This window comes from Croceicoccus sp. BE223, from assembly GCF_031457155.1.
Taxonomy (GTDB): Bacteria; Pseudomonadota; Alphaproteobacteria; order Sphingomonadales; family Sphingomonadaceae; genus Croceicoccus.
This window is the reverse complement of sequence record NZ_JAVDWB010000003.1, coordinates 243437-258788: the sequence shown is the minus strand read 5'-3', so window position 1 is coordinate 258788 and position 15352 is coordinate 243437. Positions and strand designations below refer to the sequence as shown.

Below are 15352 nucleotides of genomic sequence, written 5' to 3'. Positions count from 1 at the left end.
TGGCTCAGGCCCGGTCCTTGCCCGCGCCGATGCGCGGTTCCTGCCCGGCGAAGAGCCGGCGGATATTGGCCCGGTGCCGCCACAGCACGACGACGGTCATCGCCGCCAAGGCCGGAGCGTAGATCGCGGGACCGAGCAGCTGGGCCGCGATGGGTGCCGCGATCGCCGCGCTCATTCCCCCGACCGACGAAATCCGGGTGATCGCCAGCATCGCCAGCCAGACCACCGCAAAGACCAGCCCGATCGGCCAGGCGAGGCCCAGTGCCACGCCCATCATCGTCGCCACGCCCTTGCCGCCGCGAAAGCGCAGCCACAACGGGTAGCAATGGCCCACCACCGCCGCGAGCCCGGCCAGCCCCTCCATACCCGGGAAGAAACCGCGGGCCAGGAACACGACGAGCGCCCCCTTCGCCAGATCGAGCAGCAAGGTCGCCGCGGCCAACCCCTTGCGCCCGGTGCGCAGCACGTTGGTCGCCCCCGTCCCGCCCGAACCGATCGCGTGGAGATCGCCCGCACCGGCGATGCGGGTGAGGATCACGCCAAAGGGGATCGAGCCGAGGACATAGCCCAGCAAGAGGGCCGAGATCAGCGCGGTGACGGACAAGATGGTGGTTCCTTATGGGCCGGTCGGTCGGCCGGATTTGCGCGGCAGGCTAGCGGCTTGGCACCGCGGGCACAATCCGTGGCGTGGACTTGCCAAGGGGCCGTCGCGGGGCCATTCACCCGGCGATGACCCAGATCGCCGCCGCCCCGGACATCGCCGCCGACGCCCCCGTCCTGATCTTCGATTCGGGTGTGGGCGGCCTGTCGGTGCTCGACGCCGTGCGCGCCGCCATGCCCGATGCGCCGCTGATCTATGCCGCCGACACCGCCGGCCTGCCTTATGGCAGCAAGAGCGAGGCCGAAATCGCCGCCCGCGTCGCCGGATTGCTGGGGCGGATGAGCGAGCGCTATCGCCCGCGGCTGGCCTGCATCGCTTGCAACACCGCCAGCACCATCGCGCTGGGCATGGTACGCGACGTCCTGCACCTGCCAATCGTCGGCACCGTCCCCGCGATCAAGCCGGCGGCGGAGCGGACGCGGACCGGGACCATCGGCCTGATCGGCACCGAGGCGACGATCCGCCAGGCCTATGTCGACAAGCTGGAGGCCGAATTCGCCAAAGGCAAGACGCTGCTGCGCCTGGCCGCCCCCGATCTCGTCGCCGCGGCGGAGGCGAAGCTGCGCGGAGAGCCGGTCGATGTCGCGGCGATCGAGCGGGCCGCGGCCAATCTCGCCCGCATGGCCGACGGGAAGGTCATCGACGTGCTGGTCCTTGCCTGCACCCATTTCCCCTTGCTCGCCGATGAATTGCGCGCCGCCTTCGGCCCCGATGTCGCGCTGGTCGACGGTGCGGAAGGCATCGCCCGGCGCATCGCGCACCTGACGCAGGGACAGCCCATGGCCCGCAGCCGCCCCGACCGGGCCGTCTTCACCAGCGACGACGGGCGGCTCGACCCGCTGCGACCGGCACTGGCGGCGCGGGGAATCACGGATGTCGGCCTGCTCTGACCCGCGGCCCGCCAGGAGCATCGTTCCTTCGGCCAATTTGATCGAGCGCAAGGACGGCGTAGCCTGCGCCCGCCATGGCTCCGGTCGATCGTCGCCCGGTGCTGGATTTGACATCGGGCGGGCAGCCGGGCGGCGATCGACCCTTCTTGGCATATGACGCCGCCAGCGAACGCGATCCGAACGGCAACGGGCCGCGCAAAGACTTTGCATGGAGACGGACGATGGACTATGGGCGCGCAGAACGGAACGGGCTTCGGGTCGTGGACCAGGATGCTTCGCGACGTGCTGCTGGGCAACGTGCCGCTGGCCATTCGGACAACGACGGAAGCGTGACATTGAATTACGACCAGGTATTCGACCAGGCGATCGATCGGCTCCATGCCGAAGGCCGCTACCGCGTCTTCATCGACATCCTGCGCAACAAGGGCGCCTATCCCAACGCCCGGTGCTTTGCCGGCCATAACGGGCCCAAGCCGATCACCGTGTGGTGCTCCAACGATTATCTCGCCATGGGGCAGCACCCCAAGGTGATCGAGGCGATGGAAGAGGCGCTGCACAACGTCGGCGCCGGATCGGGCGGCACCCGCAACATCGGCGGCAACACGCACTACCACGTCGAGCTGGAAGCCGAGCTCGCCGACCTGCACGGCAAGGAAGGCGCGCTGCTGTTCACCAGCGGCTATGTCTCCAACGACACGACGCTGACCACGCTGGGCAAGCTGCTGCCCGGCTGCGTGATCTTTTCCGACGAACTCAATCACGCCAGCATGATCGCGGGTATCCGCAATTCGGGCTGCGAAAAGCGGGTGTGGCGCCACAACGATGTCGCGCATCTGGAAGAGCTGCTGGCCGCCGAAGACCCGGCCCTGCCCAAGCTGATCGCGTTCGAAAGCGTCTATTCGATGGACGGCGACGTCGCCCCGATCCACGCGATCTGCGACTTGGCGGAAAAGTACAACGCCCTCACCTACATCGACGAAGTGCACGCCGTCGGCATGTACGGCGCGCGCGGCGGCGGCATTTCCGAGCGGGACGAGGCCGCGCACCGCATCGACATCATCGAGGGCACGCTGGGCAAGGCCTTTGGCGTGATGGGCGGCTACATCGCCGCCGATCGCAAGATCATCGACTGCGTGCGCAGCTATGCGCCGGGGTTCATCTTCACCACCTCGCTGTCGCCGGTGCTCGTCGCGGGCGTGCTGGCGAGCGTCAGGCACCTCAAGTCGAGCAGCGTCGAGCGCGAGGGCCAGCAGGCCGCCGCCGCCTTCCTCAAGGACGCGATGCGCGAGGCCGGGCTGCCGGTGATGGATTCGACCACGCACATCGTTCCGCTGATGGTCGGCGATCCGGTTGCGGCCAAGCGGATCAGCGACATCCTGCTGGCCGAATACGGCGTCTACGTGCAGCCGATCAATTTCCCGACCGTGCCGCGCGGCACCGAACGCCTGCGCTTCACCCCCGGCCCCGCCCACACGCGCGAGATGATGACCGAACTGGTCCAGGCGCTGGTCGAGATCTGGGAACGCATGGAGATGCGCCGCGCCGCGTAAGGACGATGCCGAGGCGGGAGGCGACGCGGTCGGCATCCCGCTCGACGCCACGGTCGGCGCGCACCACCGGGTGAAGAATTCGCACGCCGGCATCGCCCGCCGCGTCCATCTGCGCACGCTGTCTTGCAGCGCGGTCAACCAGCCGTTCTTCGACGAGATTGTCCAGCTCGCCGATCTCGAAGACCTGCACCTCGGCTGGCCGATCACCGCTCACGACATCTCTGCGATCGGCAACCTGAAAAAGCTGCGCAAGCTGAAGCTCGATTCGCCGCGCAACGTTCCCGACTTCTCGGTCCTGACCCGCTTGCCGGCGCTGACCCAGCTCGAGATCGAGAACGCCAAGCACCTCTACGAACTGGACTGGCTGCGCCCGCTGAAGGACCGGCTCGACATGCTGGGCATCGACGGCAGCATCAACACCAGCCAGAAGGTCGCGAGCCTCGAACCGCTCGACGGCTTCGCCTTTCGCAAACTGACGCTGACCAACGTCACGCTGCGCGACAAGGACCTTGGACCGCTGATCACATGCCGCAACCTGACCGAGCTGGTCTGCGCCCGGACGATCGCGCCGTTCGCGGAATTCATGCGGCTCGCCGACGCAAGGCCCGACATGGCCTGCACCTGGTTCGATCCCGACACCTGGGGCAACGCCGGCCTGCGCCGCCTGAGCTAGCGCGTCTGGTCTCGCCGCGGCGGGGAAGGACACGGTGCCGCAACGGTTGAGATGTCAGGGATGGGGTGGAAAGTTGACGCTCCGGTTATTTCTCCCGCAAGGCTGCAATGTATTTAAAATGGATCACACAAATGTGTGCGATACCGATCACTCCGACACCAAAACCAAGCCAAATACTTTGAAATTTGAATAAGAAAAACAAAGCTACGACAAGCGCGGCAAGCGACCACAATTCGGCTTGCTCATAACGCCAGATGCGCAAGGGAAAAGGCTTCTTTGCTAGCAACACGGCAATCGTTGAGAGCTGAATGCAGTATAGTGGCTTCAAAGTGGCGGCCACTAGCCCAGCCAAGAGAATTGAAGTTAGGGACGTCAAGGCTGGGGCATTCTGCGGGAGCGATTTGGACACTGCTAGTAAGACGTATTTTCACGCCAATGCCAATCGTCCGCAATGCGATCGCAAACAGCCACCAAAAGTCGCACGTCAGCCCTAGCCCTGGCCGCAGAGCCGCCGCTTTGCCTCAGCATATTCGCGCGCCAGTTGCGCCACGCGTTCCGCTGCCGGGACCACCGCGCCGATCGCGCCGATGCCCTGGCCGCAGCCCCAGATGTCCTTCCACGCCTTGGCCCCCGGCTCCACCGCTGCGCCGAAATCCATGTCCGCCTTGGTACCGAGGTTGTCGGGATCGAGCCCCGCCCGCGTGATCGACGGACGCAGGTAGTTGCCGTGCACGCCGGTGAAGTGATCGGTGTAGAGAATGTCGCTCGCCGCGCTGTCGACGATCATCTGCTTGTATTCCGCAACCGCCACGGCTTCCTCTGTCGCGATGAAGGCCGAACCGATATAGGCCAGGTCCGCGCCCATCGCCTGCGCCGCGAGGACCGCCGACCCGCTGGCGATCGAGCCGGACAGGGCCACGGGGCCGTCGAACCACTGGCGGATTTCCTGCATCAGCGCGAAGGGCGAGAGCGTGCCCGCGTGACCACCCGCGCCCGCCGCCACCGCGATCAGGCCGTCGGCGCCCTTCTCGATCGCCTTTTTCGCGAAGCGGTTGTCGATCACGTCGTGCAGCACGATCCCGCCATAGGAATGGATCGCCTCGTTCACATGGACCTGCGCGCCCAGCGAAGTGATGACGATCGGCACCTTGTACTTGACGCAAAGCGCCAAGTCCTCGTCCAGCCGGGGGTTGCTGCGGTGAACGATGAGGTTGACCGCAAAGGGGGCGTCCTCCCCGGTCAGTTCCTCGTTCAGGCGGATCAGCCAGCGCTCGAACTCGCCCTCCCCCCGCGCGTTCAGCGACGGAAATGCACCCACGATCCCGGCCCGGCATTCGGCCAGCACCAGTTCGGTCTGCGACACGATAAACATCGGCGAGGCGATGACCGGCAGCTTCATGCGGGCGGCAAGGTTCGCGGGCAGGGTCATGGCAGGCGTTCGGATCCTCTCGTGCTGGTCCGACGTGACTGCCCGCACCGCCGCACCGAGGCAAGTCCCATGGCACGACGCACGTTTAGGAAAGATAGAGCGCGACCGATCCCACCGCGTTGAAGGTCATGTGCGCGGCGATACAGGGCAGCACCTTGCGGTCGCACAAGAGGTAAAGGACGCCGAGCACGAAGCCCGCAAAGCCGGTGACCACCGCCCCGCTCGCCCCATAGCCCATGTGCGCCCAGCCGAAGACGGCCGACGACAGCAGCATCAGCCACGGCGCGAAACCCTTGCCGAAGACCTGCGCGCCCCAGCCGACGACGTAGCCGCGAAAGATCACCTCCTCCAGCACCGCGCTGCCCAGCGCGACGGCGAGCGTGATGGCGAAGACCAGTGGATTGCCGGCCACCTGCTCCAGCCCCGAAACGTCGACGCCCTTGCCCAGCCAGCGTTCGACCAGCGGGCGCACGAGATTGGCGATGCCCCAGACCATCGCCCCGCCAACCGCGATGCCGAGCGCGATCGAGGTCACCCGGCTGTTCCAGACCATCGCCAGCGTTGCCGCCCGAGATCGCTTGAAGAAGACCAGGCCGATCACCGCCACCCCGATCGAGGCGAGAATGCCGGTGCCGGGCCAGAGCACGACCGGCACGAGCGGCGCAAGACAGGCGATTGCGGCCAGCAGCGTCGCAGTGGCCTTGGCGGGGGAGGACGACATGAGCGGCCTTTTAGGAAAACAGGTCTGACAAAGCCTTAGCGACGATGCGCGGATAGACAAGCTGGCCGGAATGAGACGGGCCGGTTTGGGTTATATGTCTGGTTGGCGGGATCTCGTCGGACCTGGGTGCTCGCTATTTCGGTTTGCTGCGGACTATCGCGAAAATCGCAGATGCCATGGGAGCAAAGAGCAAGGCTATGGCGACCCTCTCGAACATATCGTCATGGACAGTTTCGGGCCGCCGAAACCTTTCCGCCAGTCGGGGGGATTGCGTCACGAATATCATGAAAATCGCAACGCCGACCAGAAGCGAGAGCATGACCGGTCCCGGCGGTCCCTTGTTGTTGCCCTTCGCATCCCGATGATCATCAGGCCAATCAAGGTGCGCAGAACAGAAAAACACCCCCATGCCGGCAACCCGGCATGGGGGTGTGATCAACTATCCCGTCTGCCCCGGAGCTTAGCGCAGCGAAACGACGTTGTCCGATACGCGCGGGTCCGCGCGGTCCCCGCGGTAGAGGCTGTTCATCGGCTCGTCGTCGACCGATACCACCGGCCCGGTGCCGAAGCCGTTGAACCCGGTCCGCATCGCCGCGCCATAGGCGCCGAGCATGCCGACCTCGATGTAATCGCCCGCCTTGATATCGCCGGGCAGCCGGAACGGGCCTTCCATGTAGTCGGCATCGTCGCAGGTCGGGCCGTAGAACGCGAAGTCCTCCGCCTCTACATCGTTGCCAGCGGCGCCGTCGGCCGCGATGCGGCGGACAGGGAAACGCCAGCCGATGTGCGCGGCATCGAACAGCGCGCCATAGGCGCCGTCGTTGACGTACAGCTCGTGTTCGCGGCGCTTTTCGACGCGCACGATCATCGAGTTGTATTCGGCGCACAGCGCACGGCCCGGCTCGCACCACAGTTCGGCGTTGTAAGCGATGGGCAGCGCGTAGAAGTGCTGGTGAATGATGCGGAAATAATCCTCCAGCGGCGGAGGCTCCATCCCCGGATAGACCGACGGGAAGCCGCCGCCGACGTCGACCATGTCGATGACGACCGAAGCCTCGGCAATCGCGGCGCGCACGCGTTCCAGCGCCTGGACATAGGCAAAGGGCGTCATCGCCTGCGAACCGACGTGGAAGCAGATGCCCAGCCAGTCGGCGACCTGGCGAGTCGCCTGCAGCAGGGCGGCCGCATCGGCGAGGTCGACGCCGAACTTGGCGGCGAGCGACAGTTCCGAATATTCCGAAGACACGCGGAGCCGGACGCAGAGGCGCAGGTCCTTCGCACCTTTCGTGGCGCGCACGATCTTCTCCAGCTCCTCGACCGTGTCGAGGCTGAAGGTGCGGCAGCCGTGCTGGAAGTATGCTTCCTCGATCGCGCGTTCGGTCTTGACCGGGTGCATGAAGCACAGCGTCGCCTGCGGCAGCGTTTCGCGCACCAGCCGTACTTCGGCGATGGAGGCGACGTCGAAATGGCTCACGCCCGCGTCCCACTGGATGCGCAGCAGATCTGCCGAAGGGTTGGCCTTCACCGCATAGAGCACCTTGCCCGGAAACGTTTCGACAAAGAAACGGGCGGCTCGCGCCGCGGCGTGCGGGCGATTGAGGATGACCGGTTCGTCCGGAGCGAGAGCGCGGACTACAGCAGTGGCGTCAGGATGATGGTGCAACTCAAGGGACCCCCAAAACAAAGCGTTTCAGACAAAGGCTGCCTTGCGGTTTAGGAAGTCCCCTTGGGGCAGCGAGGGGCGCATATAAGTCAGCGACGATGAACTGCAAGTTTAAAACGCGGTTCGAGGCCGGGTTTTTGGTGACAAAACCGTGACGATGGCGCCGGCGGACATGGTCGAATCGGGGTGAATGCCTCCTTGTAGCAACAAGGAGCCGCCTGTCCGGCGCTTTGCCGCCAGCCGTGGGATCGCCGCGACCGGGCGCGTTTCAGCCGTGCAGGCCGTTGGAAGTGGCGCCCTGCGACAGCGCGCCGGTGACGATCAGGTGGAAACTGCCGCCCATCTTCGCCGCCTCGGGCCCCACGTTACGGAAACAGGCCTTGCGCAGCGCCTCGGTCCCCAGAGGGCTGACCGGTTCGGGCGGCGAATCGATGATTTCGCGCAGGCGCCGGTCGTCCGCCTCCCGATCGCCCGAAAGGTCGCCAAGCCGTTCGAGGATGATCGGCACCGCGGCCGGCGTGCGCAGCGGATCGAGCGCGGAGAGGAGCAGCAACCCCTCCATCGACAGCGCCTTTGGCAGCGTGACGCCCTTCATCAGCACGATCAGCGGCGTGCGGCCCACCGGATCGAACAGGAAGACGTAGAGGTTGCCCGACATCGGGAACATCCAGCCGGTGAACGTCAGGCCCGCGCCTTCCATGATCACGTCGATCATGCCGTTGTCGTTCAGGCGGAACATGCCGTAGTCATGGAAGAGTTCGCCCTGCATCACCACCGACGGGCGGGTGGTGCGCCAGAAACCCTCGTAAGTGGCGGCCTTGAAGGCGATTTCGGGTTCGGAGACCTCGGCGATCCTGGCGAAGGGGCCGCTGGCACCGGCGGCGACGCCAAGCGCGCTGCTGCGGGCCTGAATGCCCAGACGCCGCGCCAGTTCGGCCTTGTCCTCGTACCAGTCGGCCACGGTCAGCTTGGGAAAATGGGCGCGGAACACCCCGGTCAGCTTGGCCAGGTTGTGTTCGCCGGGATGGATCGTGCCCTTGACCCAGCGGCCGACCAGCGACTTGTCGACGCCGACCTCGTGCGCGATCGCGACGCGGCTGAGCGACGAGGCCTTCAACAATAGGTCGAGCTTCTCGCCCAGATCGGGAACGCGGTTCATGGGCAAGGGCATAAGCATCTGCGCGATATTTGCAACCGGGTTGCAGGAAGGTTGCATCGCGATGCGCAGCTTGGTGCAACTCCCTGAAACCTGAACCAGCTTCTAGGAAGAGCATGTCCCGATACCGGTTGGGGGATCGGTATCGGCGGGTTTGCCCCGTCTGCGGCTTCGGTCGCAGGGATGGAAACGGTGCCTCGGGGGAGTGTCCGTCTCTCATCGGCACTGGGCCGTCCGCGCCTGTTCCAGCGTTGGCGGCCCGTTGCAGGCGGAGTGCATTCTTGCGCTCCTGTGGTCGGAAGGGTCGCCCAAACGGTCCGTCCCACTGCGGCTTGCTGCCTGGACTGGCGTGAGCCGTCCGGAGGAGTGGCAGGAGATCGAAGCTGTCAGGCTACGCCGTTTGTCCGGACGGCGGCATGACCCGCGATCTCCGACAGGCTTTGTCCGAGCCCCGCCTTCCTCCCGGCCGGCTCCGCCGGTTTCCCTCCTGCCGATCCCTGATTTTCGCGCGGGCGCCCTGGTGCTTCGGCGTGTCAGCTCAACCGGTCGCGGAACGCGTCGTAGCCGAACCCCTTGATCTTCTCGAGCATGCCGGTCTCGCTGTCCCACAGCCAGATCGAGGGCAGCGGCACACCGTTGAAGGTGTTCGTCTTCACCATCGAATAATGCGCCTGGTCGAGGAACGCGAAACGCGCGCCGGCCTCGGGCTTCACCGGCAGGCGATAGTCGCCGATGACATCGCCCGCGAGGCACGAAGGGCCGCCCAGCCGGATCGGTTCGACACCCGCCTCCTCGGGCAGTTCGCCCAGCATCGCGGGGCGGTAGGGCGCCTCGATCACGTCGGGCATGTGGCAGGTGGCGGAAACGTCGGTGATGCCCAGCGGCATGCCGTTCCAGTGCGTGTCGAGCAGCGTGCCGACGAGAATCCCGGCATCGAGCGCGACCGCTTCGCCCGGCTCCATGTAGATCTCGCAGCCCGTGGTGTCGCGCACGTCGATCAGGAAGCGGACCAGATCGTCGCGCTGGTAGTCGCTGCGGGTGATGTGGTGCCCGCCGCCGAAGTTGAGCCACTTGAGGTCGGGTATCACGTCCTCCAGCCACGGCAGCAGCGATTCCCAGGTGCGCTTCAGCGGCTCGAAATCCTGCTCGCACAAGGTGTGGAAGTGGATGCCGTCGATGCCTTCGAGATGCTCCTCGGTCAGCTGGTCGATCGGGAAGCCGAGCCGCGAATGCGGGGCGCAGGGGTCGTAGCGCGGCACTTCGCCCTCGGCATGCATCGGGTTGATGCGCAAGCCGACATCGAACGATTCGCCCCGGTTGCGCGCCATCTCGATCTGCGGCCGGAACCGCTCGTGCTGCATCGGGGTGTTGAAGATGACATGGTCCGAGAGGCGCAGGATCTCCTCCATGTCCTCTTCCTTGTAGGCCGCGCAATATGTCGCGATCTCGCCGTCGTAGTGCTCGGCGGCAAGCAGCGCTTCCCACAGGCCCGACGTGCAGACCCCGTCGAGGTACTCGCCGATCGTCGGCGCCACCGACCACATCGAGAACGCCTTCAGTGCCGAGAGCACCTTGATCCCGGCCCGGTCGCGGATGTCGGCCAGCACGCGCAGGTTCGAACGCAGCTTGGCCGCATCGACCACGAAGGCCGGGCTGTCGACGAGGTTGAGATCGAATTGCGCAAATGCGCCGGGATCGCCCGCGCGGGTTTCCATCGCCTGCCCTCCGCTCAGGTCAGTCGACGCAGATCGCGCGGACGCGCTTGCCGTCGACGACTTCGGCATAGCAGCCGAACAGCGCATCATCGGCCTGGCACTGGCCGACAAGCTGACCGTCCGCCGCTTCCCCCGGTTCCGGGCTCGCACCGGTCACGCACTTGCCGTCGCATTCCTGGCTGTCGCGGCAGGCCTTGCCCGCGTCGGCATAGGGATGGACGCAGATCTCGCTTTGCATCCGGCCCCGCCGGTCGAGAAACCCGCCCGCCGCCTTGCAGGTCGCGGCATCGACGCTGGCGGTCGCAACCGGCCCCTGCGCATCGGGCGCGGCAATCGGCTGGTCGGACTGCGCCGACGCCTGCGTGCAGGCGGCGACGATCAGCAGGGCGGGAGCAAGGAGAAAGGCGCGCATGACGATTAAAACGGCAGCGGCGCGGGAAGTTCCTCGACCGTCCAGGGCAGCCCGTGTCGGTTCAGCATCTCCATGAAGGGATCGGGATCGAACTCCTCCATGTTGAACACCCCCTCACCCTTCCACTTGCCGGTCAGGATCATCGCCGCGCCGATCATCGCCGGAACGCCGGTGGTGTAGCTGACGGCCTGGTTGCCGGTTTCGGCATAGGCGTCCTCGTGGTCGCAGATGTTCTTGATGTAGAACGTCTTCTCGCCGCTGCCGTCCAGCGCCTTGCCGGTGGCGATGTTGCCGATGTTGGTCTTGCCCTTCGTCGTCGGGCCCAGCGAGGCCGGTTCGGGCAGCACGGCCTTCAGGAACTGCAGCGGGATGATCTCCACCCCGTTGTAGGTCACCGGATCGATCCGGGTCATGCCCACGTTCTGCAGCACGGTCAGATGCCTGATATACTCGTCGCCGAAGGTCATCCAGAAACGCGCGCGCTGCATCTCGGGGACGAACCTGGCGAGGCTTTCCAGCTCCTCGTGGTACATCATGTACATGTTCTTGGGGCCGACCGCCTCGAAATCGAACTCCTGCTTCACGGCCATCGCCGGGGTCTCGACGAACTGGCCGTTCTCCCAGTGCCGCGCGGGGGCGGTCACTTCGCGGATGTTGATTTCCGGGTTGAAGTTGGTGGCAAAGGCCTGCCCGTGATCGCCGCCGTTGCAGTCGAGAATGTCGAGCGTGCGGATGGTCTTCAGCTTGTGCTTCTTCAGCCACATCGTGAACACGCTGGTCACGCCGGGATCGAAGCCCGAGCCGAGCAGCGCCATCAGGCCCGCTTCCTTGAACCTGTCGTGATAGGCCCACTGCCACTTGTATTCGAACTTCGCCTCGTCGCGCGGTTCGTAGTTGGCGGTGTCCATGTAATCGACGCCGGCGTTGAGGCAGGCGTCCATGATGTTGAGATCCTGGTACGGCAGCGCGAGGTTGACGACGAGGTCGGGGCGCACCTTCTCGAGCAGGTCGGTCGTCGCCGCGACATCGTCGGCGTCGATCTGGTAGGTGTCGACCGTCACGCCGGTGCGTTCGAGGACCGAGGCGGCGATCGCCTCGCACTTCGAAACGGTGCGGCTGGCGAGCGCGATGCTCGAAAAGATGTCCTTGTTCATCGCCATCTTGTGGACCGCGACCGAACCGACACCGCCCGCGCCGATCACCAGAACCTTGCTCAAATCTCGTCTCCACTGAAACCGGTCGCGCAACGGACCGACGGCGGTAGCCGCCCGCGATTGCGCTTGCGGGCCATATAGGCCCGTCTCGTGACAGCACAAGGAAATCGCGATGGATGCCTGGCCGCTGCGGGCTGGACAAGCGGCGAGACGCAACGCATCACTGCCGCATCGAAGGGGGAACGATGATGCCTGATAAGTCTATCCTGATTCCGGCCGCGCTGCTGGTCTGCTGGACCATGGTGATGGCGATCTGGATGCTGGTGCACCGCGCGCAGACCTTTACCGCGATGAAGACGAGCCTGGGCAATCTGCCCGTCGGTGCGCGCGGCCCGGACTTGTGGACGAAGCTGCCGGCGGGGCGCCACGACTGGCCGGCGCACAACTACATGCACCTGATGGAGCAGCCGACGGTCTATTACGCGGCCTGCATCATCCTCAGCATCGGCGGGCCGACCGGCTACGACGCGATCCTGGCCTGGGCCTACCTGCTGATCCGCGTCGTCCATTCGATCTACCAGGCGCGCGTCAACGTCGTGAAGATTCGGGCCTTTCTCTTCATCGCCTCGACCCTGGTGCTGGTGATCCTGGCCCTGCGCGCGCTGCTTTCGGTGCTTGCCTAGCGCGCGGACTAGCGCCGAAACCTATCGAACGAACAGGCTGGTCAGCTCGACATGGGTCGACCAGCGGAACTGGCCGACCGGGCGCAGCCGTTCCAGCCGGTATCCCGCCGCGAGCAGCAGGGCCGCATCCTTCGCCCAGCTCGCCGGGTTGCAGCTGATGTAGCAGATGCGCGGCACCCTGCTGTCGGCCAGCCGCGCCACCTGTTCCTTCGCTCCGGCGCGCGGCGGGTCGAGCAGCACCGCCTCGAACCGGTCGAGATCGGCGGGCAACAGCGGGTTGCGGAACAGGTCGCGGTGCTGGGCGAAAACTTGCCGCTGGGCTAGTCCCGCCGCCGTCTTGCACGCCATGTGCGCATCCCGGGCGGCTTCGGCGGCCAGCACTCGCGCCCCGCCCTCGCCCGATAGCGCGAAGGCGAACGTGCCAAGGCCCGAGAACAGGTCGGCCACCGTCTTCGCACCCGCCAGCCAAGCGCGGGCATCGGCGATCAGCGCCGCTTCCCCTTCGCGAGTCGGCTGGAGGAAGCTTCCGGGCGGCAGGGCCACCGGCACGCCGCCCAAGGTCACCGTTACCGGCTCCGGCTCCCAGTGGGTCTCGGGACCATAGCCGTCGTCCATCGTCAGTCGGGCGAGGCCGTTGTCCTGCGCAAAGGCGATGAGCGCCTCGGTCTCCTTCAACCCTTCGGGCACGAAGCCCTTGACGTTGCAGTCGGCGCCCTGGTCGGCCAGCGTCAGGTGCACGTCGGCGGCGAGCTTCTTGCGGCCCAGCCCTGCGAAATAGCGGCGCAGCGGGGCGACCAGCGCGAACAGTTCGGGCGCCATCACGGTGCATTCGGCCATGTCGACGATGGCGTGGCTGCGTGCCTCGCGAAAACCGATGCGGACGGATTTGCCGCGCGCTTCGACATGAAGGTTGGCGCGGCGGCGGCTGTGCGGCGGGGACAGCAACGGCGCCTCGAAATGCGCCGGCTCCAGTCCCTGACCCGCAGCGGCATTGGCAACGCGGTCGCGTACGAAGGCGGCCCAGCTTGCCTCGTCGAGTTGCTGCAGCTGGCATCCGCCGCATTGCGGGAAATGGCGGCAGGGCGGCTGCGCGTGGTGCGGGCCGGGCGTGACGGTGCCGTCGGGCGCAACGCGGTCGCCCGGCGCGGTAAGCGGCACGTGGCGGCCCGATGCGGTGATGCCGTCGCCCTTTGCGGCGATGCGCAGGATTTCTTCGTGTTCGGTCATAGACAGGATTGCAGCGCGGGGCGCACGGCTTCGGCCAGTTGTCCCGCGTCGAAGGCCGGGCCGGCCAGCCGCGCCGCCTCTGCATGCAGCCACACCGCTTCGGCGGCGGCGCGCACCGGATCGCGAGTGACGGCAAGGCGCGCGGCGCAAAGGCCGGCGAGAACGTCGCCAGTGCCCGCGACCGAAAGCCAGCTCGAAGCCGGACCGGCAAAGGCCAGCGCGCCATCGGGCGCGGCGATCACGGTATCCGGCCCCTTGGCAACAATGACCGCCCCGCTCGCCCGCGCCAGTGCTGAGGCACGCTCGGGCTTGGCAGCGGCGGAATCGAGGCCGAAGTGCCTTTCGAGCTGCGCCAGTTCGCCTTCGTGCGGCGTGAGAATCGAGCCCGGCGGGACCGGGCCGTCGAGCAGCATCAGCGCATCGGCATCGAGCACCATGCGCCGCCCGCTGGCCAGCGCCGCGTTCAGCCGCGCACGCGCATTGTCGTCGCGTCCCAGCCCCGGCCCGGCCAGCAGCGCCGCGATGCGGTCGTCCGCCAGCGCGGCGGCAAGGTCGCCGTCGCCGGTCTCGCTCGCCACCAGCCAGTCGGGTGCACTGGAGGTCTCGCGCGCCAGCAGCTTGACGTAGCCCGCACCCGCATGGGCCGCCGCGCGAGACGCCAGCATCGCCGCCCCCGGCATCGCGCCGCCGATCACCGCGACCAGCCCGCGGCGATACTTGTGCGCGTCCGCCGCCGGGCGCGAGAGGCGCGGCCGTTCGACCCGGACTGCGCCGCCCGGCTCGCGCCCCGCGCCGATATCGACCAGCCGCGCCATGTCCCAGCTCGCCATGGCCGGCATCAGCAGGTGCGCCCGCTTCCACGCGCCCAGCGCGATGCACATCGCGTAATGCGGCAGGTTCGCGGCCAGCCGTTCGCCGGTGTCGCTGTTCACCCCGCTGGGCACGTCGATCGCCACAGCGCGGTGGTGCCGACGCGCAAGCCCCGCCAGCATCGCGTCGAGTTCGCCGGACAGCGCCCGGTTCAAGCCGCTGCCGAACAGGCAGTCGACGAGGATCCAGCCACGCGCGTCATCCGCCGAAGTGGTCGGCCCGCGATAGAGCGAGGCCGCGCGTCGCGCCGCGTCGGTGCCCGGCTCGCGCGCGACCACCACCTGCACCTGCCCGCCGCGCTCGCGGATCGCTTCGGCAATGACGTAGCCGTCGCCGCCGTTGTTGCCCGGCCCGCACAGGACGGTCACGCCGTGGCCCTCGGGCGCGCCGGCGGCCATGCGCCACACATAGTCCGCCGCCCCGCGTCCGGCCCGCTGCATCAGCGCGTGAACATCCGTGGCGTTCGGGTTTTCGGGCGCCATCAGCCGCTCTTCCGCCGCGACCATCTGCGCGACGGTCAGCACCTGGTTCGCGGCGGCGAGCGTCAT

General features: G+C 66.8%; 15 protein-coding genes. 4 read left to right on the top strand and 11 right to left on the bottom strand.

The window, feature by feature from the left end; translation table 11 throughout:
• Window positions 1-4: 4 nt before the first annotated feature.
• On the bottom strand, window positions 5-604 hold the full coding sequence (gene plsY, locus J2X37_RS08770) for a glycerol-3-phosphate 1-O-acyltransferase PlsY (protein ID WP_310020103.1): 600 nt from the start codon (window positions 602-604) through the stop codon (window positions 5-7).
• 125 nt (window positions 605-729) lie between these two features.
• On the opposite strand from plsY, the gene murI reads away from it, so the two are divergent.
• The 3 genes from murI to J2X37_RS08755 all read left to right on the top strand — a co-directional run bounded on the left by murI (window position 730) and on the right by J2X37_RS08755 (window position 3774).
• Complete coding sequence (murI, locus tag J2X37_RS08765; protein WP_310020101.1) at window positions 730-1551, top strand: glutamate racemase; 822 nt, start codon at window positions 730-732, stop codon at window positions 1549-1551.
• Between the two features lie 335 nt (window positions 1552-1886).
• A complete protein-coding gene (gene hemA, locus J2X37_RS08760) occupies window positions 1887-3101 on the top strand; it encodes a 5-aminolevulinate synthase (protein ID WP_310020098.1) in 1215 nt (404 codons plus the stop codon).
• A 70-nt stretch (window positions 3102-3171) separates the two neighbouring features.
• On the top strand, window positions 3172-3774 hold the full coding sequence (locus J2X37_RS08755; protein WP_310020096.1) for a hypothetical protein: 603 nt from the start codon (window positions 3172-3174) through the stop codon (window positions 3772-3774).
• A gap of 85 nt (window positions 3775-3859) precedes the next feature.
• On the opposite strand, the gene J2X37_RS08750 is transcribed toward J2X37_RS08755, so the two are convergent.
• The 8 genes from J2X37_RS08750 to J2X37_RS08715 form a co-directional block, all read right to left on the bottom strand.
• Complete coding sequence (locus J2X37_RS08750) at window positions 3860-4114, bottom strand: hypothetical protein (protein WP_310020094.1); 255 nt, start codon at window positions 4112-4114, stop codon at window positions 3860-3862.
• Between the two features lie 150 nt (window positions 4115-4264).
• The gene (locus J2X37_RS08745) at window positions 4265-5203 is read right to left on the bottom strand and encodes a nitronate monooxygenase family protein (protein ID WP_310020092.1); all 939 of its coding nucleotides are present in this window, start codon (window positions 5201-5203) and stop codon (window positions 4265-4267) included.
• An 85-nt stretch (window positions 5204-5288) separates the two neighbouring features.
• Window positions 5289-5924, bottom strand: a complete 636-nt coding sequence (locus J2X37_RS08740; RefSeq protein WP_310020089.1) for a CPBP family intramembrane glutamic endopeptidase — start codon at window positions 5922-5924, stop codon at window positions 5289-5291.
• Between the two features lie 460 nt (window positions 5925-6384).
• On the bottom strand, window positions 6385-7587 hold the full coding sequence (locus J2X37_RS08735) for an alanine racemase (RefSeq protein ID WP_310020086.1): 1203 nt from the start codon (window positions 7585-7587) through the stop codon (window positions 6385-6387).
• Between the two features lie 268 nt (window positions 7588-7855).
• Window positions 7856-8746, bottom strand: a complete 891-nt coding sequence (locus J2X37_RS08730) for a hypothetical protein (protein WP_310020084.1) — start codon at window positions 8744-8746, stop codon at window positions 7856-7858.
• A 530-nt stretch (window positions 8747-9276) separates the two neighbouring features.
• The gene (locus J2X37_RS08725; RefSeq protein ID WP_310020082.1) at window positions 9277-10458 is read right to left on the bottom strand and encodes a carboxynorspermidine decarboxylase; all 1182 of its coding nucleotides are present in this window, start codon (window positions 10456-10458) and stop codon (window positions 9277-9279) included.
• 19 nt (window positions 10459-10477) lie between these two features.
• Window positions 10478-10870: a hypothetical protein gene (locus J2X37_RS08720; RefSeq protein WP_310020080.1), complete on the bottom strand. Its 393-nt coding sequence runs from the start codon at window positions 10868-10870 to the stop codon at window positions 10478-10480.
• Window positions 10871-10875: 5 nt separating this feature from the next.
• Window positions 10876-12087 (bottom strand): saccharopine dehydrogenase family protein, encoded by a 1212-nt coding sequence (locus J2X37_RS08715; protein WP_310020078.1) that lies wholly within the window; start codon window positions 12085-12087, stop codon window positions 10876-10878.
• 185 nt (window positions 12088-12272) lie between these two features.
• Here J2X37_RS08715 and J2X37_RS08710 point away from each other — a divergent pair, with 185 nt between their 5' ends.
• On the top strand, window positions 12273-12707 hold the full coding sequence (locus J2X37_RS08710) for an MAPEG family protein (protein WP_310020076.1): 435 nt from the start codon (window positions 12273-12275) through the stop codon (window positions 12705-12707).
• A 21-nt stretch (window positions 12708-12728) separates the two neighbouring features.
• On the opposite strand, the gene J2X37_RS08705 is transcribed toward J2X37_RS08710, so the two are convergent.
• Entirely contained in the window at window positions 12729-13934 is a 1206-nt protein-coding gene (locus J2X37_RS08705) for a class I SAM-dependent RNA methyltransferase (protein ID WP_310020074.1), read from the bottom strand.
• Window positions 13931-15352, bottom strand: a complete 1422-nt coding sequence (locus tag J2X37_RS08700; protein WP_310020073.1) for an NAD(P)H-hydrate dehydratase — start codon at window positions 15350-15352, stop codon at window positions 13931-13933. The genes J2X37_RS08705 and J2X37_RS08700 overlap by 4 nt, the downstream gene beginning before the upstream one ends.

What these genes read in the sequence shown, in the direction of transcription:
- J2X37_RS08725 (WP_310020082.1), bottom strand. Translation starts at nt 10,458, where the DNA reads ATGGAAACCCGCGCGGGCGATCCCGGCGCATTTGCGCAATTCGATCTC.
- J2X37_RS08700 (WP_310020073.1), bottom strand. Translation starts at nt 15,352, where the DNA reads ATGACGCTCGCCGCCGCGAACCAGGTGCTGACCGTCGCGCAGATGGTC.
- J2X37_RS08720 (WP_310020080.1), bottom strand. Translation starts at nt 10,870, where the DNA reads ATGCGCGCCTTTCTCCTTGCTCCCGCCCTGCTGATCGTCGCCGCCTGC.
- murI (WP_310020101.1), top strand. Translation starts at nt 730, where the DNA reads ATGACCCAGATCGCCGCCGCCCCGGACATCGCCGCCGACGCCCCCGTC.
- J2X37_RS08745 (WP_310020092.1), bottom strand. Translation starts at nt 5,203, where the DNA reads ATGACCCTGCCCGCGAACCTTGCCGCCCGCATGAAGCTGCCGGTCATC.
- J2X37_RS08740 (WP_310020089.1), bottom strand. Translation starts at nt 5,924, where the DNA reads ATGTCGTCCTCCCCCGCCAAGGCCACTGCGACGCTGCTGGCCGCAATC.
- J2X37_RS08710 (WP_310020076.1), top strand. Translation starts at nt 12,273, where the DNA reads ATGCCTGATAAGTCTATCCTGATTCCGGCCGCGCTGCTGGTCTGCTGG.
- J2X37_RS08730 (WP_310020084.1), bottom strand. Translation starts at nt 8,746, where the DNA reads ATGAACCGCGTTCCCGATCTGGGCGAGAAGCTCGACCTATTGTTGAAG.
- J2X37_RS08705 (WP_310020074.1), bottom strand. Translation starts at nt 13,934, where the DNA reads ATGACCGAACACGAAGAAATCCTGCGCATCGCCGCAAAGGGCGACGGC.